We start from the raw sequence: 26,638 nt of genomic DNA, 5'->3' as shown, positions 1-26,638 counted from the left end.
ATGAAAGTGACTAGATAATAAAAAGGAGGAATTTAATATGTGTAACGAAAATAAATGTGGATGCCACGAAGAAGAACAAGGATGTGGATGTCATTCAGAAGGTGCTGGATGTGGATGTAACCATGATCATGAAGAAGCTGGATGTGGATGTGGTGAACACGAACATGAACACTTTGTTGTAGATTTAGAAGATGATAATGGAAATGTAATTTCATGTCCAATAATAGATGCTTTTGAATTTGAAGAAAATGAATATATTTTAGCTCAAGATCCAAATGAAGATTCAGTTTATTTATTTAGATCAGGAGAAGAAGGGGAACTTACAGTTCCAGAAGAAGCTGAGTTTGATAGAGTTTCTAAATATTATAGCGAAGAGTTAGCAAACGAATAATATAAAAAAAGTGCCATTAGGCACTTTTTTTAATTGTCAATTTACTTTAGTAGTGATATATTTTAAATATATATTAAGAAATAAGGTGTTAAAGATGAAGTATGCTGACTTACATATACATTCAAGTTATTCAGATGGAACTATGACACCGGAAGAAATTATTGAAATAGCTAAAATAGCAGGAGTTAAAGCAATATCTATAACAGATCATGATTCTATAGCAGCTCAATATATAACAACCAAGAAATATAATGATATAGAAATAATATCAGGAATAGAACTAAGTACTGAATATAAAGACTTAGAGTTACATGTTCTTGGATATTTTATAGATATTGAAAATATTAAATTAAAAAAGGTTGTAGAAAAATTAAATTTTTCAAGAATTTCAAGAGTTGAAGAGATATTATATAAACTTAAAAATCATAATATAAAGTTAACAATAGAGGATTTAGCAACAGATTTAGATTCAACAGTAGGTAGAAGTCATGTTGCTAATGCTATGGTTAAAAAAGGCTATTTTGATAATTATAAAACTGCATTTACTTCCTATCTAGTAAAAGGTAAACCAGCCTATGTGAAAGGGTTTAAGCTTAATTATAAAGAAGCTTTAGAGGTTATTAATAATGCCGGAGGAATAGCAGTTTTAGCTCATCCGGGGCAAATTTATAGAGGAATGTCAATAGAAAATCTTGTTAAAGATTTAAAGTGTTATGGTTTAAAGGGATTAGAAGTATATCACCCTAGTCATTCAAAGCAACAAACCAATAATTTTTATAATTTATCTAAGAAACATAAACTTTCTATAACTGGTGGTAGTGATTATCATGGAAAGCAATCATTACACGACACTGGGCTAGGTAGTTTTGGTATAAATGAAATATTATTTAATAAGCTAATAAAGTAAACATAAAAATGGGGGTACAGAAATGGATTTATCAAAAAAAGCTAAAAATATTAATCCATCAATAACATTATCAATAACGGCAAAGGCAAAAGCATTAAAAGAAGAAGGTGTAGATGTAGTAAGTTTTGGAGCAGGAGAGCCCGATTTCAATACTCCTAACAATATAATAGAAGCAGCTGTTAAGGCAATGAAAGAAGGGAAAACAAAATATACACCGACAAATGGAATATTACAATTAAGAGAAGCTATATGCAAAAAATTTAAAGTTGATAATAATTTAAATTATGAGGCTTCACAAATAGTTGTTTCAACTGGTGCAAAACAAAGTTTAGCCAATTCTTTTATGGCTATTTTAAATCCAGAAGATGAGGTTATAATACCTACACCTTACTGGGTAAGCTATCCAGAACTTGTAAAGTTAGCAGATGGAAAGGCTGTATTTGTAGAAACAAAGGAAGAAAATGATTATAAATATACAATGGAAGATTTATATAAAGCTGTAACAAATAAGACAAAGGTAATACTTCTTAATAGTCCTAATAATCCAACTGGAACAATATATACAAAGGAAGAATTAGAAGCTATTGCGCTATTTGCAAAAGAATATAATTTAATTATCATTTCAGATGAAATATATGAAAAGTTAATATATGATAATGAAAAACATATTAGTATAGCTTCACTTTCAGAGGATGCATATAATAGAACTATAGTTATAAATGGTTTATCTAAATCTTATGCAATGACAGGATGGAGAATAGGTTATTCAGCTTCTTCAAATGAAATTGCAAAGCTTATGACATCAGTACAAAGTCATACTACATCAAATATTAATTCTATTTCTCAATATGCAGCTTTAGAAGCTTTATCTGGTCCACAAGATGAAATAAAAGATATGATTATAGAATTTGAAAAAAGAAGAAATTTTATGGTTGATAAAATAAGCACAATAAAAGGACTTTCTTTAATAAAGCCAAATGGAGCTTTCTATGTAATGGTAAATATAAGTAGGTATTACGGAAAAGAATTAAACGGATATAAAATAAATAATTCATTAGAGTTTGCAAGTAAAATTTTAGAAGAAGAAAAGGTTGCGGTTATTCCAGGTGTTGCATTTGGTCTTGATAATTATATAAGACTATCATATGCAACTTCAATAGATATTATAAAAGAAGGATTAAATAGAATAGAAGCATTTTTAAATAAACTGAAGTAGTAAAAAGCTAGGATTCCAGAAATGGGTTCTAGCTTTATTAATGTGAAATTTTATATTTTAAGTTACTATAATGGTTAATTGTTTAAATGTAGAAAAAATTATTATATAATAGGATATAAGAGTTTTATAGGAGGAATATTAGTGGATAAATTAGCAATATTTGATGTAGACTATACAATAACTAGAAAAGAAACCCTAATGGAACTTTTTAAATATGTAATTTATAAAGATAAAAAAAATATTAAGTTTATTCCAAGGGCATTATTTAGTGGGATTATGTATGGTGTGAAGTTATATGATGAAAAGAAAGTAAAGGAAACCTTTTTAAAATTTATAGATGGAATAGATGAAAAGGATTTAGCTATACTTGTAAAGGAATTTTATAAAGATAGACTAGATAAGATTTTATATAAAGATGCATTAAACATGATAAAAAAATTAAAGAAGGAGGGGTATAAGATATATTTAATATCTGCTTCTCCAGAATTTTATTTAAGAGAACTATATGCAATTAAAGAAGTTGATATGATAATAGGAACTAAATTTTCATTTAATAATGGAAAGTTTTTTAGAAAAATGGAGGGGGCTAATTGTAAAGGAGAGGAAAAGGTAAAAAGATTATATGAGGTTTTAAAGAAAGAAAAATTAGAAATAGACTTTAAAAATTCATATATGTTTTCAGATTCTTTATCAGATAAACCTTTACTTGACTTAGTTGGAAAACCATATCTTATTAACTACAAGAAGAGGCATGAATTTGAGATATTAAGGTGGAAATAGAAGGAGGAATTAAAATGGAAGCTATAGAGAAGTTCTATTTAGAAGATGGGCATCTAGAAAAATTAAATAATTACACGGAAGATACTTCAGAAAAAGGTAGGATAATATATGAGGTTATAAGAGTAATAGATGGTGTTCCATTATTTTTTGAAGATCATATAAAAAGATTTGAAGGATCGTTTAGATTAATGAACAAACACTTTTCATATAGATATGATAAAATCAAACAATATTTAATAGACTTAATAAAAGCAAATGATATAAAAAATGGAAACATTAAAATTACTTTTGATATAGAATGTGATACTATGAAGGTTTTTAGCATTAAGCATTCCTATCCAACAAAGGAAATGTATGATAATGGTGTTAAAACTATACTATATAATGGAGAAAGAGAAAATCCAAATGCAAAAGTTATAGATAGTACCTTTAGAGAAAAAGTGATGGAATGTATAAAAAAAGAAAATGCTTTTGAAGCAATATTAATAGATAGAAATGGATTTATTACAGAGGGCAGCAAGTCCAATATATTTATGGTGAAGGATAATACTTTAATTACGTCACCTATTGAAGATGTACTACCAGGGGTTACAAGAGGAAGAATAATAGCTTTGGCTAAAAATATAGGGATAGAATTTGAGGAACAAAAAGTAAGTTCAGATAAATTGAATGAAATAGAAGGTATGTTTATAAGTGGTACATCGCCTAATATTTTGCCTATATCAAGTGTAGATAAATATAGTATGAATGTTAATAATAAAATAATTAAATTACTAATGGTTAAATTAAATGATGAAATAAGGAGCTATATAGAAGAATTTAAAATATAAATACAAATATTTCTTTTTTATTTAGAAAAAAATCGAATTTATTTAATGTTTTTATTATAATTAATTTAAATGATTTAAATGCTATGATATACTAAGTATATATGGTTTTGATAGGAGGATATAGTATGGTTAATATCAATATGAAAAATAATAAAGAAGATATAGATGGTTTTTGCTATGTTAGAGACAGAAATATAATAGTAAGAAATCCAATTGGAAAAGGGAAGTTTGCCACTATTATACCACCGGAAAAAGGGAATTTGATTATAAATAATGAAGTTATAAATAGAGTTCATATAGTAAAAGAAACTGATAAAATAAGTTTTGAAGAACTGGTAGAAGATGGTGAAGTAGATATATCACTAAAGCTTAATAATGATAATACAGAAGCGTATATTTCTTTATCATATAAAAATAATAAAGTATATAGACTTAAAGATAGTGAAAAAAGTAATTGTAAAGTCTTAGAGGTGGAAGAAAAAACTGAAATTCCTTCTATAATAAGTGAAGATAAAATAAGAGAAACTTTAAAAGAACAGGGAATTATTTTTGGTTTAGATGAAGAGGCTATTAAACAAATAAAAGAAAAAATGGAAATAAGGGATCTTTTAATTGCTAAAGGAATTAAGGCTAAAGAGCCAATAGAAGATAAAGTAGAGTTTTATTTTAATGATGATAATAAAATAAAAATTGATGAAAGTTTAAATAAAATAGATTATAAAAACTTAAAATCAATTTCAAGTGTTAAAGCTGGAGAAATTTTGGCCGAAATTATAATAGGGGAAGATGGAGAAGATGGAATAAATGTATTTTCTCAAAAAATACCCAAAAAGTTAAAGAGTAAACTGGTTATTAAAATAGGTGCTGGATGTAAGAAAATTGATAATAAAATAATTTCTACAATAGATGGAAAGCCTTCATTTAAAAAAGGTATGATATATGTAAGTCCAATACACATAGTAGGAATGGATGTGAATATATCAAGTGGTAATATTGACTTTCCTGCAAATGTTCAAATAAACGGTAAAGTAACAGAAGGTATGAAGGTAATATCAGGAGGAAGTGTAGAAATAAGAAATGGAGTGTTCTCAGCTTTTGTTGAAGGTAAAGATACCTCTAAAATTTGTGGAAATATAGTAAGTTCAGAAATTAAAATTGGAGGGAAAGATCTTATTAAAGAAACTAGAATTGATAATCTTACTCAATTAAAGGAATATTTAAACTCTTTATACTTAAATATAAGCTACTTAAAAGAAAGAAATCTAGTTGATAGAACAGTAAATGATGGAATGCTTATAAAAAGATTAATAGAAACTAAATATAAAAACTTATCAAAAATATGTATACAAGTTATATCTTCGGCTTTAAGTGATTGTTGTCAAGATTCTAAGGTTTCAGAAAATATTAAGAAGTATTTAATTGGACTAGCTCCAGTAAATATAAAGAATTTCAAAGAAGTTTTAAAAATAATAGATGAAATAAATTTAGAACTTGAAAATTTAAAAAAAGAAAGATCGTTACCAGCAGATTTAACTATAGAATATGGACAAGATGCTAAAATTTACACTTCAGGCAGTATAAATATTATTGGAAAAGGAGTTTTTGCATCAGAAATAAAATCTTTAGATAAAATATCCTTTTACTTAAAAAATTCTGTTTGTAGAGGTGGATGTTTAAAGGCAAGAAATGAGATAGTAGCCAGGGTAGTAGGAAGCGAAGCTGGAGTAAAGACAAAACTTGAAGTTGGAGAAAATGGGAGAATCAATGTTGATGTAGCATATCAAAATACGACCTTTTGTGTTGGAAATAAGTGCTATATCCTAGATAGAGCCTCAAAGGATATACAAATTTATATAGATAAACAAGGAAATTTAGCTGTTGATAAGTTACTTCTATAGGAGGGGTAAAGAATGGGAGAAATAAAAGTTTTAGTTTTTAAGTTAGGACATGAATTTTATGCTACAGATATTATGGAGGTAGAAAGAATTTTAGGTTATGAAGAACCAGTAACATTACCAGATTCACCAGATTTTTTAGAAGGTGTAATTAATTATGAAACTGGAGTATTACCTATAATAAGCCTTGTGAAAAAGTTTAGACAACCAGAAAATAAAGATAGTGATGATAAAAAAATTATAGTAGTAAAAAAAGAGTCAGGAAAGTTTGGTATTTTAGTTGATAATGTAAGCGAAGTTAAAAGTATTACAGAAGAAGAAATAAACAACCCTAATGCGGTTTCTACTCTTGTTTCTAAAAAATATATAAGAGGTTTAATCAAGAAGAATGAAAGTATAATTATTATGTTGGATTTAGATATGATACTAACCTTAGAAGAAGAAGAGATGATTTTCCAGGGGTGAAAAAATGAGAGAAAAAAATGAGGTTAGAGTAGGGATAGCAGATCACTCAATTGTCTCTTTTCCAGATAGAGTAATAACTATGGGATTAGGCTCATGTATAGGGATTGCTTTATATGATAAAGAAAAGAAAATTGCAGGGCTTGTACATATAATGCTTCCCTATAGTACACAGTTTAAAAATATAGTGAACCCAATGAAATACGCAGATATTGGAATTCCAAGTTTGTTATCTAAGATGGTTGATAATGGGTGTATTAAGAAAAATATAGTTGCTAAAATAGCAGGTGGAGCATCTATGTTTAACTTTCCAGATAAAAAGATAATAAGTGATGTAGGAAAAAGAAATTCAACAGCTGTTGTAGAGACTTTAAATAGTCTCGGAATTCCGATAATAGCAGAGGATGTTGGAGGAAACAAAGGTAGAACTATGATTGTAGAAACTGAAGACGGTACAGTGCTAATAAAGAGTATAGGAAGCGTAGTAAAGCGTCTTTAGGAGGTGATGCAACTTGGATAAAGTATATGATGTACTATTAATAGGAGCTTCTACAGGAGGCCCACGAGCGATTGAAAAAGTTATTAAGGATATTACTAAAGATTTAAATCTTATAGTATTAGTTGTACAACATATGCCAAGTGGATTTACAAAGTCATTTGCAGAGAGACTTAATAATAAATGTGAACTAGAAGTCCTTGAAGCATATCAAGGATTAAAATTAAAAAAGAATACTGTTTACATAGCACCCGGTGGATATCATATGGAGATTTCTAAAGGGGGGGTTATAAATCTTAATCAAGAAAAGCCTATATGGGGAGTAAGACCTGCAGTAGATAAATTATTTATATCAGCATCAAACATATATTTAAAGAGAGTTATATCTGTTGTCTTAACTGGAATGGGGAAGGATGGAGCAGAAGGTACAGTAGTTGTAAAGTTAAATGGTGGAGTTACTATAGCAGAAGATGAAAGTACTTGTACTATATATGGGATGCCGAAAGCTACATATGAAACTGGAGCTGTAGATTTTGTAGTACCTTTAGATAAAATAAGTGAAAAAATAAAAAGCTTATTAAATAAAGCTTAGGAGGAAATATGGATTTTAATGATTTTCATAGCTGGGCTTTTAAAGAACTAGGAGTTAACTTAAATGCCTACAAGCCAGAACAATTAAATAGAAGAATTGGAAGTTTAATGTCTAGAATAGGAATATCTTCCTTGGAAGAATATAAAAAACTTCTAATTAAAGATGATGATCAAAGAAAAAAATTTCTTGACTTTATAACTATTAATGTAACTGAATTTTTTAGAAATCCAGAACTTTTTAAAGAGTTAGAGAAGGCTATAAAAAATGAACTATTATCTAAAGGTAATAAACTTAAAATATGGAGTGCAGCATGTTCTATAGGTTGTGAGCCATATACAATAGCAATGATATTAAAAGAAATAAATTCATCTTATAAACATACAATTTTAGCTACTGATATAGATAGTACAATATTACAAAGAGCTAAAAAGGGAGAATATACTTTAGCTGAAATGAAAAATATAGATGATTATTTATTAAAAAAGTATTTTGTAAAAAGTGAAAAAAATTATATTATAGATAATGGTATAAAATCCATGATTGAATTTAAAAAGCATGATTTAATTGTGGATAACTATGAAAAAGGTTTTGATTTAATTGTTTGTAGAAATGTAGTAATATATTTTAAAAATGAAATTAAGCAAGAAATATTTAAAAAATTTACAAATTCCTTAAAAGAAGGTGGGTTACTTTTTGTTGGAGCAACAGAAAGTATATATAATTATAAAGAATATGGTTTAGACAAAGTATCAACATTCATATATAAAAAAATATAAGGGGGAATAAATCATGGATGTATCTCAATACATGGGAATGTTTTTAGAGGAATCTATGGAGAATCTTCAAACATTGAATGAAGCATTGCTAGATTTAGAACAAGAACCAGAGAATATTGATAAATTAAATGAGATATTTAGAGTAGCACATACAATAAAAGGTATGGCAGCTACTATGGGATTTAATGATATAGCAGAATTAACACATAAAATGGAAGATGTTTTATCAAACTTTAGAGAAGGAAAATTAAAAGTTACACAAAATGTTGTTACAACATTATTTGATTGCTTAGATACTCTTGAAAGAATGGTAAATAACATAGAAGAAAGTAATGATGAAGTAGTAGATATAATAAAAATTATGGAATCATTAGAAGATATAGCTAATAATAAGGTGGTTGAAGAGCAAACCGTATCAGTTGATGAAAAAGAAACCCCAAATATGAAGGTAGAGCTGAATGAATATGATGTTTCAGTAATAAAACAAGCAAATGAAAATGGATTTAATGCAGTAAATATAGAAATTATTTTAAGTGAAAATACTTTATTAAAATCTGCTAGAGCATTTTTAATAGTTCAAGAGTTAGAAAGCCATGGAGAAATTTTAAAATCTATTCCATCTACAGAAGATATTGAAAATGAACAGTTTGATTCAGAATTATCCTTTGTTTTAGTAACTAGCAATTCAAGTGAGAACATTAGAAAAGTAGTAAGAAATATATCAGAAGTTAGAGAAGTTAAAACTTCTTACATAGAATTAGAAGAGATAGTTTTAAATGAATTTATAGAAGACGTTAAGATAAATACTGAAATTATAAAAGAGATAGAAACGCTGCCAATAAAGGAAAGCATAGCATCTAAAACAGAGAAGAAGAAAGAAAATAAAAGAGGACATCAATCAGTAAGAGTAGATTTACAAAGAATAGATAAGTTAATGAATATGGTATCTGAACTTGTAATTTATAGAACTAGATTAGAACAAATAGTTATAGATAATAAATCACAAGAGTTAGTCGAAACCTTAGAACAGGTTGAGAGAACAACTTCTGATTTGCAAGATTTAGTTATGAAAATTAGAATGTTGCCTTTAGATGTTGTATTTAACAGATTCCCAAGAATGATAAGAGATCTATCGGTTGAACTTAAGAAAGAAATAAACTTTGTAATTGAAGGTGCTGAAACAGAACTTGATAGAACTGTTATAGATGAAATAGGAGAACCATTAATACATCTTTTAAGAAATGCTGCAGACCATGGTATAGAAAGTAAAGAAGAAAGAGTTGCAAATGGTAAAGATCCAGTTGGAACAATTAAATTAGTTTCATATCAAGAAGGAACAAAGGCACTTATTAAAGTAAGTGATGATGGAGCAGGAATAAACGTAGCTAAGGTAAAAGCCAAAGCTGAAAAAATGGGAATATCAACTGAGGGATTAAGTGATTTTGATATTAAAAATCTTATTTTTGCTCAAGGATTTAGCACTAATACAGTAGTTACTGATATATCAGGTAGAGGAGTTGGAATGGATGTTGTTAAAACAAAAATTTCATCTCTAGGAGGAACTGTAGATGTTGTAAGTGAAGAGGGGAAGGGATCAACTTTTGTAATTAAGCTTCCACTTACACTTCAAATAATACAAGCGTTACTAGTAAAAGTAGGAGAGGAAACTTTAGCTATATCTCTTGGATTTATAGATAGAGTAATAGATTATAAAGAAAAATTTATTAAGAAAACTAATGGCGAAGAAGTTATAGTTTATAGAGATGATATTATTCCTCTAATAAGGTTAAATAAGAGACTTGGAATAAAAACAGAACATGGTAAAAAAAGCTTTATAATAATAGTAAAAGTTGGAGAAAAAACTGTGGGATTATTAGTAGATTCATTATTTGGTCAACAAGAAATAGTAATTAAGCCATTAGGGAAAACACTAAAGGGGCTAAAAGAGTATATTGGAGCTACTATATTAGGTAATGGATTAGTAACATTAATTCTAGATGTGGCTGCATTGATTTAAAAGGAGGTATTGTATGAATTACAAAAATTTAACCTCATTACAACTAGATGCATTAAGAGAAGTATCTAATATAGGAGCTGGTAACTCAGCAACTTCTCTATCGATGTTACTTGGAACAAAAATAGATATGTCAGTTCCAAATTTAAATATTATAGCTTTTAGCGAATTATTTGATAATTATAAAGAAAACGAAGTAGTTGCAGTATTGGTAAAGGTTCAAGATGATATTCCAGGAAGTGTTTTATATGTATTTGAAACTGATGTAGCTTTAAATATAATATCAAATTTAACAGGATCAAAAGAAACTACTATTAATGAAATGGGAACTTCAGTTATGGGGGAAATAGGTAATATAATATCTTCTTCATTTATGAATGCCATAGCAGATTTTATTAAAGTAAAAGCGTCGGCATCAGTGCCAGCAGTAGCTAATGATATGCTAAGTGCTATACTTGTTTCTACATTTGTAGAAGCTGGACAGTACGAAGAGTATATTTTAGATATAGAAACATTATTTATTGGAGAAGATGATAGTAATATAGATGGACATTTTTATTACATTCCAGCTCCAGGTTCATTAGAAATAATATTAGATTCATTAGGAATAAGATAATTTTGGAGGGATAAAAAAATGACAAAAGTTTTAATAGTTGATGATGCAGCATTTATGAGAATGATGATAAAGGATATACTACAAAAAAATGGTTTTGAAGTAGTAGGAGAAGCTTCAAATGGAATAGAGGCAGTAAATTTATATAAGAAAGAAAATCCAGATGTTGTAACAATGGATATAACAATGCCTGATATGGATGGAATAGAAGCAGTTAAAGAAATAAGATCTTTTGATGCTGGTGCTAAAATAATAATGTGTTCAGCAATGGGTCAACAATCAATGGTTATGGATGCTATAAAGGCAGGAGCAAAGGATTTTATAGTTAAGCCATTCCAAGCAGATAGAGTGTTAGAGGCTATTAGAAAAGTAATTGGCTAAACTAATTAGGAGGAGAGTCAAATGCAATTTGTTGTATTTAAATTAGGGGAAGAACACTTCGCAGTAGAAACAGATAAAATATTAAGTATTAATGATATGATGAGTATTACTACAGTCCCAAGAGCTCCAGAGTATATTAAGGGTTTAATTAATTTAAGAGGTAGTATAAAGTCTTTAGTTGATATTAACTTACTTTTAAAAATAACTTCAGAAAATAAACAGAATAATATAATCATATTAAAAGTAGATGGTGAAGAAATTGGAATATCAGTAGATGAAGTTGAAGAAGTAATAGATATAGATGAAGTTAAAATGCAAAAATTAGGAGCTCATAATATAGAAGGATATATTAAGGGTGTAATTGACCTTGATGGAAGGTTATTAACAGTAATAGAAATAGAGAAACTACTAAATCAATAAGGAAATGAGGGAAGAAAATGGCAGAGGTTTTATCACAGAGTGAAATAGATGCTTTGTTATCTGCCCTTTCTACAGGAGACGTAGCACCTGAACAGTTAGTAGAGAAGGACGATAAACATAAAATAAAAAAATATGATTTTAGAAGTCCACAAAAATTTTCTAAAGATCACATAAGAACATTAGAAATGGTTCATGATGGATTTGCAAGAATAATTGGAAACTATCTTTCAGGACAATTAAGGAAGCATGTAAGAGTAGAAATACAAAGTGTAGAGCAGATAACATATGAAGAATTTATTCACTCTATTCAAAATCCAACAATGATTTCAGTATTTAGAATGCCACCACTGCAAGGAAACTTACTTTTAGAGATGAACCCTCAGTTTTCCTTTAGAGTACTAGATATATTATTAGGCGGTACAGGCGAACGTAAGGAATATGAAAAAGAATTTTCAGAAATAGATAAAAATATACTGGCGAACATTACATCTGAAATGATAAAATCATTAGTTTTAGCATGGGATGGTATTTTAGAGGTAAGTCCAGAATTTGAAGGGTTGGAAACAAATCCAGCAGCAAATCAAACCTTAGCTCCAAATGAACCAGTTGCATTAATTAGTTTTTCAGTAGAATTAGGCAGAAATACTACATATATGAATCTTTGTATTCCATATTTAAGTGTAGAGAAGGTGCTTGATAAGCTTATAGTTCAATACTGGTTTAAGTCAGATGAGTCAGATCTAATAGCAGAATCTAGGGAAAAAGTTAAACAGGGATTAGATCCTGTAGAAGTTTCTATGCGTGTTGAATTAGGTAATACAGAAATTACTATAGATGATTTCTTAAAGCTAGTAAACGGAGATGTTTTGGTTTTAGATACAAAGTATAATGAACCTGTAAAAGTATTCGTTGAAGATGAAAATTGTTTTATAGGTAAACCAGGAATAGTTGGTAAAAACATGGGAATAGAACTTTTAGATATTTTAGATAAGGATGTGAATTAGAATGAGCAATGGTTTTTTGTCTCAAGAGGAAATAGATTCATTATTAAATGGCGGATCAGAAGCAGAAGAAGAGAAACCAACTAATAATGGGCAGGAAATAATCTCAGATATAGAAAAAGATTTACTTGGTGAAATTGGAAATATATCAATGGGTTCTGCATCAACAGCTCTTTATCAAATTATAAATAAAAAAGTAAATATAACTACTCCAAGAGTAACGATAACAACTTTAAAGGAGATAAAAGAGAACTTTGAATATCCTAATATAATATTAGATGTTAAATATACATCAGGTATTACAGGAAGAAATATATTGATAATGCAGACAATAGATGCGGCGGTAATAGCAAATCTTATGATGGGAGGAGATGGACAAGTACAAACTACAGAGTTGTCAGAAATTGAAGTTAGTGCTGTTCAAGAAGCTATGAATCAAATGATTGGTTCAGCAGCAACTTCTATGGCAACTATGTTTGCAAGAGAAGTAAATATATCTCCACCAAAATCAAAGATATGGAAAGATATAGATGAAACTATTACAGATTCTATAACAGAAACAGAACCTATAGTTCAAGTATGTTTTGATTTAAGTATTGAAGGATTAGTTCAATCAAATATGATGCAAATACTTCCAATACCTACAGCAAAAAAAATAGTTTCAATAATGATGGGTGAAGACGACGATATAAAGGAAGTAGCTAGTGAAATAGTTGTAAATGAACCTAAAGAAGAATATAAATTTGAAGAAAAAACTATAAGTACGGAAAGTGTAAAAACTATAGAAACTCCTGTTGAAGTTAATAAAGCTAGCTTTGAACCTTTAAATCAAGGGACAGTTGGAGAAAGTCATAAAAATATAGATCTTATACTGGATGTTCCATTAGATATTTCAGTAGTATTAGGAAGAACTAAGAAAAGTATTAAAGATATATTAAATTTAAGTACAGGATCATTAGTTGAACTTGATAAATTAGCAGAAGAACCAGTTGAGGTTTTAGTTAATGGAAAGAAAATAGCTTATGGCGAAGTTGTAGTCGTAGACGAAAACTTTGGAGTAAGAATAACAAGTATAGTAAGTGGTGCTGAAAGAATAAAGTCATTAAGATAGGAATAAAAACTAGAATGGATTAAATCCATTTCTAGTTTTTTGTTTTTAAAACTAAACTTAATAGAATCATGTACGATAAATAAAATAGATAATAAATTCAGGAGGGCTTCAAATGAACATAAAAGGAATTGGGTATGTAAGAAGTGCGGAATACTACAATAAAATGTCATCTAATAAAGTGAATAAAGTTGATAAAAAAATCCAAGTAGATAGAATTGAACTATCTAAAGAAGCAAAAGCTTTAAAGGATTATTCTATAGATAAAAATATTTATGATAACAAAGCTAAAGTTGAAGAGATAAGAAATAAAATATCTACAGGAACTTATAGCTACAATTCAAAATTAATAGCTAAAGGAATGGTAGATTCGATGAGAGGAAGAGACTAGTATGACTAATAGGCTACTTCAAATTTTAAAAAAAGAGGATAGCGCTTTAAGAATGTTATTAATATTACTTGAGAAGCAATATAAAATGATTATGGATAAAGATATTTTTGGTTTAGAAGGTATAGTTGAAGAAATTAAGTTATGCAATAGAGAGATTGCAGAAGTAGAGGTTGAAAGAAGACAATTACTTGGACAGAATTCAATAAAAGAGTTTGTAGAGTATTCTAAAGATAGAGAATTAGATCAAGTATATAGAAATCTTCAAAAACTTTTACAAGAAATAACGCTTCAAAAAGATACTAATGAATTACTTATAAAACAACAACTTAGCTTTACAAATAGATTATTAAATCTTATTAATCCAAGAAGAGAAGTTCCAGTTTATAATTCATATGGAAATATAAAAAGATAATAAGTGTATTAAAATAATTTTAATTATGCATAAATAAGGGAGGAAAAGCGGTGGCAGGACTATTTTCAACATTCAATATAGCAAAAAGAGGCATGAATGTTTTTCAAAAGAGCCTAGATGTAACTTCACATAATATAAATAACTCCAATACAGAAGGATATTCAAAACAAAGAGCTAAAATTGAAACAACAAGACCTTTTGGTGGAGCCTATAGGGGATCTTCTGTTCAACCAGGACAATTAGGTACAGGAGCACAAGTTCAAGCTATAGAAAGAGTAAGAGACGGTTTTTTAGATTTTCAAGTAAGAAATGAAAGTTCTATTCTTGGAAAGTATGATGCAAGAAATAAATTTTTATATGAAATAGAAGGTGTTTTAAATGAACCATCAGAAACAGGCATTTCGAGCCTTATGGGTAAATTTTTTGATTCTTTTCAAGAATTATCTAAGCAACCTAATAGTTCAAATGCAAGAACTGTAGCTGCACAGCAAACAGCTGCGTTGACAGATGCTTTAAATAGCACTTATACAAAGTTAGAAAAATTACAGAGTAATGCTCAAAATATGCTTAGAAGTGGAATAACAGAATTAAATAGCATGTTAGATCAAGTAGATAGAGTGAATCAAGAGATAATTAATGTAAGTGTATCTGGAAATAGTCCAAATGACTTAATGGATAAAAGAGACTTATTAGTAGATAAATTAAGCTATAAGTTTAATTTAAAAGTTGATAAGAGAGAATTTAATGGTATAGACTTAAGACCAGCTGATGAAGGTGGAATGAAGGTTTCTACTATAGTAAATTCAAATCCAAATGGAGATGTTACTAGATTTTCATATGTATCAGAAATCTCAAAAAATGAAGCTGATATGTCAGAAGATAGTTATATAATTACATATTATAAAAATGGTAATATGGATAGTGAAAGTAATAAACAAACTATGATAGTTTCTGGCATGTCCAAAGAACAGATACAAGCTATAAATGATAATAGAATAATTTGGGCGAGTAAAGATGGTCAAGCTGTAAAGGGTGATGGTTATCCAATTGGAGATGGAGATACTATATATGCAACAGAACTTATGATGTTTAAACCTGAATACGGTGATTTAAGTGGTTTAGTTTCAGTACAAAAAGATATTTTTGGATATATGAATCAACTAAACAAGCTTGCAAAATCAATAGCATTTTCAGTAAATACAATCCATAGTGGTATGGATAATCCGATAAATACAGGAATAGGTATTGATAGAGATTACTTACCATACTTTGTTAATAAAGATATAGCTAAATACAATAATAATAATATATTAAAAAATTTAGATGAAACTTTATATAAAGAAGAAGAAATAACAGCTAAAAATATTTCAATTAATAAAGAAATATTAGAGAATGTTATGAAAATAAAAACTAAAACCAATGATAATATGTTTGCTTATACAGCTGATAACACAATTGATGGTGAATCAGATGGAGCAAGAGCATTAGCAATTGCGCAACTTAGAGATTCACTTCTTAAAATACAAAGTGTAAATGAAACTATTTTTTCAAGAAAAGATATGTTTGATATTTCTAAAGGTGGAAACTCTATAGATGGAAATGGTATTAAGATAGAAAATTCATCATCAGGTATGAAACTAGATTCATACTTTAAAGATTCAGTTGATAAACTTGGTGTACAAGCTCAAGAAGCTAAAAGAATGGTTACGAATCAACAGGACTTACTATTTAGCTTAGAAGAGACAAGAGCATCAAAATCTGGTGTATCTTTAGATGAAGAAATGGCAAACTTAGTACAATTTCAACATGCTTATAACGCAAGTGCAAAGATTATATCTACAATAGATGAACTTTTAGATGTGGTAATTAATGGATTAAAGAGATAGGAGTGAAAGTGAATGAGAATTACAAATCAAATGATGGCAAAAAGCTTTCTAAAAGATTTAAATAGAAATCAAAATACTTTAAAAAGATTAAATGACCAATTAACATCAGGTAAAGAAATAAGAAGACCATCTGATAATCCTTTTAAAGTAGCAAGAAGTATGCAATTACATTCAGATATATCTACTAATATTCAATATAATGAAAATATTAAAGATACATCAAACTGGTTAAATACAACTGATACGGCATTAGAACAATTAAATAATAGCTTTCAAAGAGTTAGAGAACTTATGGTTTCTTCTGGGAATGCAGCCTATGGAAGTGATGAAAAGAAAGCAATTAAAGATGAAATAAATGAAAAAGTTAATGAAATAACACAAATATTAAATACAAGCTTTGATGGTAAATATATATTTGGAGGAACTAAAGGAAGCTCAAAACCTGTTGGATCAATGGAGGATACAGATACAGGAAATAATATAATGTACTTAAGTGGAAAAAATGGAGAGCACTTAAATCTTAATAGCGATGAGTTTGAAATACAGCAACAAATTAATATGATTAATAAAAAGCTTAATGTAGAAATTTCACAAGGTGTAACTATGGAATATAGTGTATCTGCTACAGATTTATTATTATTTAAAGATAGACATGGAAAAGAATCTAATGTAATGAATCTTTTAAAAGATATTACTAATAATCTAGATTCAAAGGATTCGATAGATGTAGAAAAAGTTACAAATGAAAACTTATCAGCTATAGATGAAACAATGGCAAACTTATTAAGAATAAGATCAGAAGTAGGTGCAAAGCAAAATAGAATGGATTCTGCTGGAGAGCAAAATGAAGAACAAAACTTTAATATGAAAGATATTTTATCTAAAACAGAAGATATAGATTTTGCAGAAAAAAATATTGAAGTATCAGTAGCTAAAAGCGTATATATGGCATCACTTCAAACTAGTGCAAAAATAATACAACCATCACTATTAGACTTCTTAAGATAGGGGGAAGTGAAATGGAATTAGTATCACCAGTACATGGAAAGATTATTTATGATGAAGATGAAATAGTAACTTTTAAAAAGGGAATTCCTGGTTTCGAAGACTTAAAGAAATATGTTATTAAAAAAGTTTCAAATGAAAGTCCATTTAGTATTGTACAATCAATAGAAAATAAAGATATAGCATTTATTGTAATATCTCCATTTGATGTAGAAAGTACTTATGAAATAGAACTTAGTGATGAAATTATAAAAAAAGTTGAAGTAGTATCCCCAGAGGATATTATGCTTTACTCAATAGTTACCTTAAACTCTAAGGTTGAAAACATAACAGCAAATCTTAAAGCTCCACTAGTTATAAATATAAAAAAGAAAATAGGGGAACAATTTATAGGAGATAAAGAAATTTATCAAATAAAACATCCTATAATTTTTAAATAAATATCCATTTTCAATTTGAAGAAAGGTGGTTGTTATGTTAGTTATAACAAGAAAAAAAGGTGAGTCGATTTTAATAGGTGATAATATAGAGATAACTATATCTAAAATAGACGATGGTAGCGTAAAACTTGGAGTTTCAGCTCCGAAAGATATAAGTATTTTAAGAAAAGAAATTTATAAAGCGGTTGAAAGTGAAAATCTTGAAGCTATTAAAATAGATTTAGATATTCTAAAAAATATTAAATAAAATAGTATAGACGAAAGGGATTATTCCCTTTTCATTTTTAAAGGGAGGAGGAATTTGAGATGGATATGAAGGTTGTAAGTCAAGGCGGACAAGCTAACCTTGATGTTTATTCCTGTGGAGAAGTTTTAAATAACAATAACAAGGATGTTGTAGTAGATGTAACTTCGAAAGATAAGGGGTATAGGGAAGAAGATTTAGCAAAGGCAGTGGATAAGTTAAATAAATTTTTAAAGGATGATAATACTTATGCTGAATATTCTGTACACGATAGATTTGGAGATATAATGATTAAGATTGTAGATTCAAAAACAAAAGAAGTGATAATGGAATGTCCACCTAAAAAAATACTAGATTTAGTTGCAAAAATGTGTGAACTAGTAGGTGTTGCTATTGATAAAAAGGCTTAGCTGGAGGAGATTATATGAACTTTTTGTTAAATAAAATAGATACTGACTTAAGAAGAAAGATTTATGAAAGAACAAGAGATGGAAAAGTTCATAGAAAAGAACAAATTTCTATATATAGAGATAGCGAAAAAGGAAATAAAAAATCCTTTGAAGAGTATATAGAATCAGAAGCTAAGGAAAATAAAAAAAGAAAAATAATTGTCAAAGCTACTAGGTTAGAAGAACCAGCAATAAAACTTAATGCAGAAAAGGAAGAAAAAGAAAGTAACTTATTACAAGGAACATTTCTGGATGTGAAAAAATAGGAGGATTATATTATGTATGGCAGCAATGCATTTAATGTATATAAAAATAATAGTGTAAATTATGCTTCAAAGGAACAGTTACTATTAATGCTTGTAGATGGTGCAGTAAAGTTTTCTAAAATAGCAAAAGAAGCTTTAGAACAAAAGAATATTAAAAAGAGCCATGAAAACTTAGTTAAAGTACAAGATATATTTACAGAATTAATGGTTTCGTTAGATAGAAATGCAGGGGAATGGGCTATGCAAATATTTAAAGTATACGAGTTTATAAAAACAAGATTATTTGAAATAAACTTAAGTAAGGACTTAAATGCTTTAGAGGAGTTAATACCAGTAATAGAAAATGTTAGAGATACATGGCATGAAGCATATGAAATTTCAAAAAAACAAAGATAAAAAAGATTTTTTTATTAAAAAGGAGGAAGTATGAGAATAACAGGCTTAGCATCAGGTTTAGATATGGATCAAATAGTTAAAGATTCAATGAAACCTTATAGAGTAAAAATAGATCAGCAAGGTCAAAAAAAAGAGATAGTTGAAATAAAACAAAAACTATATAGAGAAGTAATAAAGGATTCAAGAGAATTTTACAATAAATATTTTGATGTTGCTAATAAAGATAGTTTATTACTTTCAAGTAATTATGGAACAAGTAAGTTTACATCAAGTGATGAAACTTCAGTTTCAGCAACTGGACTAGCAGGAGCTAAAACAGGGAATTATAAGGTTACGGTAGAAAAATTAGCAACATCAACTAAAAGTGAGATAATAAATCCAGATGATTTAAAAGATAAGACTTTAACAATTGAAAAGGATGGAAAAACTATTAATGTAGATTTAAAGGGATTAACTGGTGAAAAAGAAATAGTTAATAAATTGGATTCGGAGTTATCTAACATAGGTATTAAAGCAGAATATTCTGATTTTACCAAGGGGATAGTTGTATCGTCTAAAGAAACAGGAAAAGATATTAACTTTACCATGAAAAGTGATAGTCATATATATACTATAACAAAGGGTGAAAATGCTAGAGTAAAGCTTGAAGATAGTAATGGAAATAAAATTCAATATGGAGATAACGTAGGAGAAATAGCTTTAACTGGAAATAGAGTTGTAGTAGATGGAATAGACTTTAAGTTCAATGATGTAACACCTACTTCTACACCAATAAAAATATCAGGAAAAACGGATTCTAAAGAAATTAAAGAAAAGCTTGTTAACTTTATTAATGATTATAATAAACTAATAGAAAAGCTTAATACTATGACAAGTGAAAAAAGGGATAAAAGTTTTATGCCTTTAACAGCAGAACAAAAAAAATCAATGTCAGAAGATGAAGTAAAGCTTTGGAATGAAAAAGTTAAAAAGGGACAGCTTAGTAGAGATCAAGATGTAACAAGAATTGCAAATAGTATGAAACAAGCAATGAGAGATTTAGTAGAAGGTTCAGGATTAAGTCTTGAAAAAATAGGAATAAAACCAGTAGCAAATTATCAAGGAACAAAAAATGGAACATTTACAATAGATGAAAAAAAGCTGACTGAATCATTAGAGCAAAATTCTGAAGAAGTAATGAATTTATTTATAAAATCTAAACCAACTACAGAAGGGGTATCAGATAGCAAAAAATATATTCAAAGTGGATTAATGCAAAGATTAAAAAGTATTTTATATGAAGAAACTGTGACAGTAGGATCTTCTTTTATTAAAAAGGTAGGTATAGAAGGTTCGTCAACTATTGTAAATAATGAACTTACAAAAACTATTGAAAAGCATGAAAAGAAAATGAAGGATTTAGAAAAAGATTTTTCAAGAAGAGAACAGTTACTTTATACTAAATATTCAAAGCTAGAAAAAATGATGAATAAATATAATTCACAACAAAACTATCTTGCACAACAATTAGGAAGATAGTTATGATTGAAGAAATTTTATTAGAATATAAAAAAATAACATTAAAAGCATTAAATAAAATAAAAATGGATGCAGATGTAGAAGATATAATGGAAAAAAGAGATACATTACTAAAAAAAATATTTTCATTAGAAGTATCAAAGGATGAAATTAAGAAAAGGTACTTAGATTTAGAAATAGACAAAATAGATAAGTTGTTTAAAGTTACAATAGAAGAAGAACAATTAAAGGTAAAAGAGGAATTACTAACTCTTAGAAAAAGAAAAAGTGTAAATAGTGCATATAGTAATAATATGAAAATACAAAGTTTTTTTAGTACACAAATATAATAAAAAAGCTAAAGTTATATAAAAAAGCAACGATAAGTATAACATAAGGCTTTAAAATATTTATAAAAATATTTTTATAAAAAGCTAAAGTTATATAAAAAGATGACGATAAATATAATATAAAGCTTTAAAAACTCTTAAGAGTAAATAGTTAGTAAAACTAAATTATAATAATTTAGTTTCTAAAATAAAAAAATAAAAGACAAGGATGTCTAAAAGGAAAATTCAAGGAGGAATTTATTATGATTATCAATCACAATATGAACGCGTTAAACGCACACAGAAATATGACAGGTAACACTGCAATGTCAGGAAAGTCAATGGAAAAATTAAGCTCAGGTTTAAGAATAAACAGAGCTGGAGATGATGCTGCAGGTCTTGCAATATCAGAAAAAATGAGAGGTCAAATCAGAGGATTAGATCAATCTTCAAGAAATGCTCAAGATGGTATTTCACTTATCCAAACTGCTGAAGGAGCTTTAAGCGAAACTCACAACATTCTTCAAAGAATGAGAGAATTATCAGTACAATCTTCAAATGATACAAACGTTGCTGTAGATAGACAAGCTATCCAAGAAGAAGTTAATGCTTTAACAAAAGAAATAGATAGAATAGCTAGCGATACAGAATTCAATACTCAAAAGCTATTAGATGGTGGATTTAAAGGTAAATTCCATATTGGAGCTAATAGTAATCAAAGTATAGATTTAGATATTTCAAAAATGGATTCAAGTAGTTTAGGCTTAACATCAACAAACTCAATTGAAACTATAAAATTAACTGATAAAAGTAACTTAGTTGATGGAACTTATACACTAAAAGGAAAAAATATAGTGGATACAGATGGAAATGTTGTAGCAACATCTGACGATGGAACTAAAATAACAGCAAACACTAAAGAAACAACATTAGTTACATCTAAATTAGGTGATGGAGCTGTAATAACAGTTAAAAATGGTGTTGCAGATATTAAGAATGCAATTACAGGAAAAGCCAAGGAATTAGCACCTGGAACTTATGAAGTATCAGGAACTAATGTTATAAAAGATGGTAAATTAGTAGGAACATTAGGAACTGACAAAATAACTATTGATGGTAAAGAAATTACAGATGCAGAATTAGGATTTAAAAATAAAGAGCTAAAAGATAAAGCTAAATTTACAATTAATGGTTCAGATGTTTCAAGTAGAGAAACTGCTAATGGTAGCATAAAAACTATTAATACAGCTATAGAACAAGTTTCAACTCAAAGAGCTAAGCTTGGAGCTGTACAAAATAGATTAGAACATACTATTAATAACTTAAGTACATCTTCAGAAAACTTAACTGCTGCAGAAAGCAGAGTTAGAGATGTTGATATGGCTAAAGAAATGATGAGTTTCTCAAAGAATAACATCCTTTCTCAAGCTGCTCAAGCAATGCTTGCTCAAGCTAATCAACAACCACAAGGTGTTCTTCAATTATTAAGATAATATTTATAAAATTAATTTAGAGTGAGATTATATCTCGCTCTTTTTACATAAGTATAAATAATTATTATATAAAGTTTCGTAAAATTTTAACGATAATAAATATGAAATTTAAATAATAAAGTGAAAGGTATAAAATTTATGGATAAAGTTTTAAAGCCTCAATATTATGATGACTTTAGATGTATAGGAAGTGATTGTGAAGCAAATTGTTGTTCTGCTATATGGAATATTGATATTGATAAGGAAACATTTATTAAATATAGAAAATTAAAAAGTAGTTTTGGATTAGAATTAAACTCAAATATAAAAAGAAATAGAAAAAATGTCAGTGGTAATAGTTATGCAAGAATTCAATTAAATTCTTATGGAGCATGTTCAATGCTTGACAGCAATAATTTATGTAGTGTTTATAAAAAATTAGGGGGTGGATATTTAAGCTTTACATGCAAAACTTATCCAAGAAGTACTAATAAGTTTAATAATTTATATGAACTTGGATTAACAATATCTTGTCCAGAAGCTTGTAGAAAAATTTTACTTAATAAAGAATGTATAACTTTTAATTATAGTGAAGAAGAGTTGAATTTAGATAATAAAAAGTATTTTAAAATTATAACAAAAACAAATGAAGATTTATATAATTTATTTTGGGAGTTAAGAAGTACAAGTATTAGTATTGTACAATATAGATATATACCTATATGGAAACGTATTGCTATAGTGGTAATGATAAGTGAAAAAGTTCAAGAGATATTAGATAGCAATGGTAATATAGAAAAATGTTATGAAATTATAAATCAATATAAAGGTATTTTAGAATATAAAGATGTAATAGATTCTTTTGATAATATACCAACAATAGAAAAGGTAAAGTTTCCTGTTGTTAAAAGTATATTACAAGCAAGAAGAAAAATGGGAATAATTATAAATAATAAATTTAATGAAATGTGCATTAATTTTGATAAAGTAATAGGATTTGATGAGAAAAAATCTTTAGAAGATTTAATAAAAATATATTCAAAAATAGAGGAGGATTATTATAATAAGTTTTTAAAAGAACATGAATATATAATAGAAAATTATTTAGTTTATAACATATATAATAATTTTATGTGTGGATTGGAAAATAAAGATATTTATAATGAAGTTATAAAGCTAATTGTAAGTTATTCCTCACTAAAAATGTTATTAACTACATCTTTAGCTTTTTATAAAGAAGAATTTACAGAAGATAAATTAATAGAGATATTTTATTCCTTTTCTAGAGTGATAGAGCATGATAATAAATTTCTTAATAAAATATGTGATGAAGTTAAAAAGCTAGGTTATGATAAATTATCTTATTTGATAGTATTAGTAAAATAATCTATAAAGGTTAAGATGATGATAAGTTATTATATAATAATGTTAATAAATAGAAAAGATGGGAGGAGTTATTATGAGATTAAATCAAAATATGACTTCATTAAATATATATAAGAATTATAAAAGGAATTTAGGAATACAATCTGTAGCTTTAAATAGAATAAGTACAGGTAGTAAAATTAATTCATCAAAAGATAATCCTAATAAACTTGCTGTTAGTGAAGGTCTTAGAATGCAAATTAGAAGTCTTCAATCTGCAGAGAGAAATCTCCAAGATGGAGTTTCTATGATGCAATCAGTAGATGGAACACTAAGTTCAATAGGGGAAGTGCTTATTAGAATTAAAGAATTAACTATTCAAGGTAGCAATAGTACTTTAACTGATAAAGACTTAAATTCAATTCAAGCAGAAATAGATCAATTAAAAAATCATATAGATTATACAGCTAAAAATTCATCTTTTAACGGGGTAAATTTATTAAACAGCAATAAGGTTTCGAATAATGACTATCCAATACATATACCGCATGTTATTGGTGCAAATGTTAAAGAAGAAATAAAGATACCTGTATTTAATGTAACAACTGATGTTTTAAAGGATGAAAAAGGAAATACATTAAAGAATTTAGATGTAAGAAAGAAAGAAGATAAAGATAAAAATCTTTTAGTAATAGATGAAGCTATTAAAAGTGTTAATTCTATAAGAAGTAGATATGGTGCAATTCAAAATAGAATGGAGACATCTACAGAAAACTTATCATCGACTTCTTTAAATTTAGAAAAGGCGGAAAGTAAGGTAAGAGATGCGGATTTAGCACTAGAGATGGCAGAGTATTCTAGAACATCAATTTTACATCAAACATCTATAGCTCTTATGAGTCAAAGTAATGGATTTCCACAGGATGTGTTAAGAATATTAGAAAATATTAAATAGATTATAAAAAAAGAAGTATATGTTGCAAAAGTAACTAGGCTAATATATGAAAAAGGATGGATTCTATCGAATCCATCCTTTTTCATAAACTTAAATTATTAAACTTATTAATGATAGATATGATGTAGTCGTTTTATTAAAAAAATATTAATAAAAAATTACAATGGTAACTTTTTTTGTGCTTATATTTACTTCTTTTAGGCATGTATCAAAATAAACATTTAATCCAATAGTTTAAAATATATTCTTACTATAAATTTTAAAGTAGCAAACTCCTTTTTTAGTTTTAATGGATGAGAATAATAATCATAGAGAAAAATGTCGAAAAAAATAGAATGTGATTAGATTGACGAATAAAGTGTATAAAGATACAAAAAAAGAGAAAATATGTAAAATAAAATGTGAATTTTTTTTAAAATTATTATAGAAAAATAATTTATATTAAACTATAATATAGTTAAGGAGAATAATTACAAAAATTATTTGTAATAGAAATTATATACAATAAATTATGAGTTATTTTAGGAGTGAGAAATTTGAATATAAATACTGACAACACATATCGATTAATTAAACAAGGATTAGACATTTCTGCATTAAGAGAAAAGGTTATATCTAATAATATGGCTAATGTCAATACTAAAGGATTTAAAAAGTCTTATGTATCATTTGATGAAAGTTTTTCTAATGCTAAAGAGGTATTTTCTTTAAAAAGAACAAAAGAGCAGCATATTAAAGGAAATGATGATTCAAATAGTGTATTAATTAAGAAAGATGATAGTACAAGCATGAGAATGGATGGTAATAATGTAAATATTGATTTAGAAAAGGTTGATCAAGCAGCTAATAGTTTAATGTATAATGCGTTAATTACACAAGCAAACTCTAAAATGAGTATGACTAAAAATGTTATTTCAGGAGGCGGTAGATAAAAATGAATTTATTTAATACTATGAGGATAACTGCAAGTGGACTTTCAGCAGAAAGATTAAGAATGGATACAATAACATCTAATACAACTAATTTTCAAACAACTAGAGGTAAAGATGGAAAGCCTTACATAAGAAAAATTGCAGTTTTTCAAGAAAATTTAGATAATGAAAAGGGATTGAATGGAGTAAAAGCTGTGGGAGTAGTAGATGATAAATCTCCACTTAAAAAGATGTATAATCCATCTCACCCTGATGCAGATAAGGATGGATATGTTAATATGCCTAATGTAAATATTTTAAATGAAATGGCAGATATGATTGCAGCATCTAGGGCATACGAAGCAAATATAGATACTTTAAATGCAACAAAAAGTATGTTTATGAAAACGCTAGAGTTAGGAAGATAGGAGAATAAAAGATGAAAATAAACGGATTCATTCCTAGTGAAAATATTTTTTCACAGGACATAAATAAGAAAGATAATATAAAATCTAATAATTTTAGGAATATATTAAAAGAAAATTTAGATAAGTTAAACGAAAAACAAGTAGAATCAGATAATATGAATAATGACCTTATTATGGGAAAAAAAGTAGATTTGCATGAAGTGATGCTTTCTACAGAGGAAGCAAAGATGTCACTTCAACTTGCTGTGCAAGTAAGAAATAAAGTAGTAGAGGCAGTACAAGAATTAACTAGAATGCAGTTATAGAAGTA

General features: G+C 27.6%; 32 protein-coding genes and 1 pseudogene. All 33 read left to right on the top strand.

All coding sequences use genetic code 11. The features are described 5' to 3' along the window. Positions 1-37 precede the first annotated feature (37 nt). Entirely contained in the window at positions 38-391 is a 354-nt protein-coding gene (locus ACYQ1T_RS00985) for a DUF1292 domain-containing protein (protein WP_459830874.1), read from the top strand. Between the two features lie 94 nt (positions 392-485). Then, positions 486-1,298, top strand: a complete 813-nt coding sequence (locus ACYQ1T_RS00980; RefSeq protein ID WP_459830872.1) for a PHP domain-containing protein — start codon at positions 486-488, stop codon at positions 1,296-1,298. Positions 1,299-1,320: 22 nt separating this feature from the next. Further along, positions 1,321-2,514 (top strand): pyridoxal phosphate-dependent aminotransferase, encoded by a 1,194-nt coding sequence (locus ACYQ1T_RS00975; protein ID WP_459830871.1) that lies wholly within the window; start codon positions 1,321-1,323, stop codon positions 2,512-2,514. A gap of 141 nt (positions 2,515-2,655) precedes the next feature. Further along, complete coding sequence (locus tag ACYQ1T_RS00970; RefSeq protein ID WP_459830870.1) at positions 2,656-3,294, top strand: HAD-IB family hydrolase; 639 nt, start codon at positions 2,656-2,658, stop codon at positions 3,292-3,294. 14 nt (positions 3,295-3,308) lie between these two features. Next, complete coding sequence (locus ACYQ1T_RS00965; RefSeq protein WP_459830869.1) at positions 3,309-4,124, top strand: aminotransferase class IV; 816 nt, start codon at positions 3,309-3,311, stop codon at positions 4,122-4,124. 125 nt (positions 4,125-4,249) lie between these two features. Next, the gene (locus ACYQ1T_RS00960) at positions 4,250-6,022 is read left to right on the top strand and encodes a flagellar assembly protein A (protein ID WP_459830867.1); all 1,773 of its coding nucleotides are present in this window, start codon (positions 4,250-4,252) and stop codon (positions 6,020-6,022) included. 12 nt (positions 6,023-6,034) lie between these two features. Then, on the top strand, positions 6,035-6,484 hold the full coding sequence (locus ACYQ1T_RS00955) for a chemotaxis protein CheW (protein ID WP_459830866.1): 450 nt from the start codon (positions 6,035-6,037) through the stop codon (positions 6,482-6,484). A gap of 4 nt (positions 6,485-6,488) precedes the next feature. Further along, positions 6,489-6,980, top strand: a complete 492-nt coding sequence (locus tag ACYQ1T_RS00950; protein WP_459830864.1) for a chemotaxis protein CheD — start codon at positions 6,489-6,491, stop codon at positions 6,978-6,980. A 28-nt stretch (positions 6,981-7,008) separates the two neighbouring features. Next, positions 7,009-7,569 (top strand): annotated as a pseudogene (locus ACYQ1T_RS00945) (CheB methylesterase domain-containing protein); the annotation flags it as partial. Positions 7,570-7,577: 8 nt separating this feature from the next. Beyond that, on the top strand, positions 7,578-8,345 hold the full coding sequence (locus ACYQ1T_RS00940; protein ID WP_459830862.1) for a CheR family methyltransferase: 768 nt from the start codon (positions 7,578-7,580) through the stop codon (positions 8,343-8,345). A gap of 13 nt (positions 8,346-8,358) precedes the next feature. Beyond that, a complete protein-coding gene (locus ACYQ1T_RS00935; protein ID WP_459830861.1) occupies positions 8,359-10,362 on the top strand; it encodes a chemotaxis protein CheW in 2,004 nt (667 codons plus the stop codon). A gap of 13 nt (positions 10,363-10,375) precedes the next feature. Further along, entirely contained in the window at positions 10,376-10,975 is a 600-nt protein-coding gene (locus ACYQ1T_RS00930) for a chemotaxis protein CheC (protein ID WP_459830860.1), read from the top strand. 18 nt (positions 10,976-10,993) lie between these two features. Then, entirely contained in the window at positions 10,994-11,353 is a 360-nt protein-coding gene (locus ACYQ1T_RS00925) for a response regulator (RefSeq protein ID WP_459830859.1), read from the top strand. A gap of 21 nt (positions 11,354-11,374) precedes the next feature. Then, the gene (locus ACYQ1T_RS00920) at positions 11,375-11,773 is read left to right on the top strand and encodes a chemotaxis protein CheW (protein WP_459830857.1); all 399 of its coding nucleotides are present in this window, start codon (positions 11,375-11,377) and stop codon (positions 11,771-11,773) included. 17 nt (positions 11,774-11,790) lie between these two features. Beyond that, a complete protein-coding gene (fliM, locus tag ACYQ1T_RS00915) occupies positions 11,791-12,777 on the top strand; it encodes a flagellar motor switch protein FliM (RefSeq protein WP_459830856.1) in 987 nt (328 codons plus the stop codon). Between the two features lies 1 nt (position 12,778). After that, the gene (gene fliY / locus ACYQ1T_RS00910; RefSeq protein WP_459830855.1) at positions 12,779-13,885 is read left to right on the top strand and encodes a flagellar motor switch phosphatase FliY; all 1,107 of its coding nucleotides are present in this window, start codon (positions 12,779-12,781) and stop codon (positions 13,883-13,885) included. Between the two features lie 112 nt (positions 13,886-13,997). Further along, entirely contained in the window at positions 13,998-14,273 is a 276-nt protein-coding gene (gene flgM, locus ACYQ1T_RS00905; RefSeq protein WP_459830853.1) for a flagellar biosynthesis anti-sigma factor FlgM, read from the top strand. A gap of 1 nt (position 14,274) precedes the next feature. Continuing rightward, positions 14,275-14,685, top strand: a complete 411-nt coding sequence (locus tag ACYQ1T_RS00900; protein ID WP_459830852.1) for a flagellar protein FlgN — start codon at positions 14,275-14,277, stop codon at positions 14,683-14,685. Positions 14,686-14,735: 50 nt separating this feature from the next. Then, the gene (flgK, locus tag ACYQ1T_RS00895) at positions 14,736-16,571 is read left to right on the top strand and encodes a flagellar hook-associated protein FlgK (RefSeq protein ID WP_459830851.1); all 1,836 of its coding nucleotides are present in this window, start codon (positions 14,736-14,738) and stop codon (positions 16,569-16,571) included. 12 nt (positions 16,572-16,583) lie between these two features. Further along, positions 16,584-17,579 carry a flagellar hook-associated protein FlgL gene (gene flgL, locus ACYQ1T_RS00890; protein WP_459830849.1) on the top strand — a complete coding sequence of 332 codons (996 nt, stop codon included), beginning with the start codon at positions 16,584-16,586 and terminating at the stop codon, positions 17,577-17,579. 11 nt (positions 17,580-17,590) lie between these two features. After that, the gene (gene fliW, locus ACYQ1T_RS00885) at positions 17,591-18,016 is read left to right on the top strand and encodes a flagellar assembly protein FliW (protein ID WP_459830847.1); all 426 of its coding nucleotides are present in this window, start codon (positions 17,591-17,593) and stop codon (positions 18,014-18,016) included. A gap of 34 nt (positions 18,017-18,050) precedes the next feature. Further along, a complete protein-coding gene (gene csrA / locus ACYQ1T_RS00880) occupies positions 18,051-18,263 on the top strand; it encodes a carbon storage regulator CsrA (RefSeq protein WP_459830846.1) in 213 nt (70 codons plus the stop codon). 59 nt (positions 18,264-18,322) lie between these two features. Further along, positions 18,323-18,670: a flagellar protein FlaG gene (locus tag ACYQ1T_RS00875; protein WP_459830845.1), complete on the top strand. Its 348-nt coding sequence runs from the start codon at positions 18,323-18,325 to the stop codon at positions 18,668-18,670. A gap of 14 nt (positions 18,671-18,684) precedes the next feature. After that, positions 18,685-18,975 carry a hypothetical protein gene (locus ACYQ1T_RS00870; protein ID WP_459830844.1) on the top strand — a complete coding sequence of 97 codons (291 nt, stop codon included), beginning with the start codon at positions 18,685-18,687 and terminating at the stop codon, positions 18,973-18,975. Positions 18,976-18,987: 12 nt separating this feature from the next. Continuing rightward, positions 18,988-19,371, top strand: a complete 384-nt coding sequence (gene fliS / locus ACYQ1T_RS00865; protein WP_459830843.1) for a flagellar export chaperone FliS — start codon at positions 18,988-18,990, stop codon at positions 19,369-19,371. A 30-nt stretch (positions 19,372-19,401) separates the two neighbouring features. Continuing rightward, positions 19,402-20,889, top strand: coding sequence for a flagellar filament capping protein FliD (fliD, locus tag ACYQ1T_RS00860; protein WP_459830841.1), 1,488 nt, complete (start codon positions 19,402-19,404; stop codon positions 20,887-20,889). 2 nt (positions 20,890-20,891) lie between these two features. Beyond that, positions 20,892-21,218 carry a hypothetical protein gene (locus tag ACYQ1T_RS00855; RefSeq protein WP_459830840.1) on the top strand — a complete coding sequence of 109 codons (327 nt, stop codon included), beginning with the start codon at positions 20,892-20,894 and terminating at the stop codon, positions 21,216-21,218. 242 nt (positions 21,219-21,460) lie between these two features. Continuing rightward, positions 21,461-22,690, top strand: a complete 1,230-nt coding sequence (locus tag ACYQ1T_RS00850) for a flagellin N-terminal helical domain-containing protein (RefSeq protein ID WP_459830838.1) — start codon at positions 21,461-21,463, stop codon at positions 22,688-22,690. A 138-nt stretch (positions 22,691-22,828) separates the two neighbouring features. Then, positions 22,829-24,055: a flagellin lysine-N-methylase gene (gene fliB, locus ACYQ1T_RS00845; RefSeq protein WP_459830836.1), complete on the top strand. Its 1,227-nt coding sequence runs from the start codon at positions 22,829-22,831 to the stop codon at positions 24,053-24,055. A 73-nt stretch (positions 24,056-24,128) separates the two neighbouring features. After that, positions 24,129-24,989: a flagellin gene (locus tag ACYQ1T_RS00840; RefSeq protein ID WP_459830833.1), complete on the top strand. Its 861-nt coding sequence runs from the start codon at positions 24,129-24,131 to the stop codon at positions 24,987-24,989. A gap of 536 nt (positions 24,990-25,525) precedes the next feature. Further along, entirely contained in the window at positions 25,526-25,921 is a 396-nt protein-coding gene (gene flgB, locus ACYQ1T_RS00835; protein ID WP_459830832.1) for a flagellar basal body rod protein FlgB, read from the top strand. 2 nt (positions 25,922-25,923) lie between these two features. Then, a complete protein-coding gene (flgC, locus tag ACYQ1T_RS00830) occupies positions 25,924-26,328 on the top strand; it encodes a flagellar basal body rod protein FlgC (RefSeq protein WP_459830830.1) in 405 nt (134 codons plus the stop codon). 11 nt (positions 26,329-26,339) lie between these two features. Further along, positions 26,340-26,633, top strand: coding sequence for a flagellar hook-basal body complex protein FliE (fliE, locus tag ACYQ1T_RS00825; protein ID WP_459830829.1), 294 nt, complete (start codon positions 26,340-26,342; stop codon positions 26,631-26,633). Positions 26,634-26,638 lie beyond the last annotated feature (5 nt).

The sequence above is a fragment of the Clostridium carnis genome (genome assembly GCF_054657435.1).
This window is presented reverse-complemented; position numbering and strand designations above follow the sequence as displayed.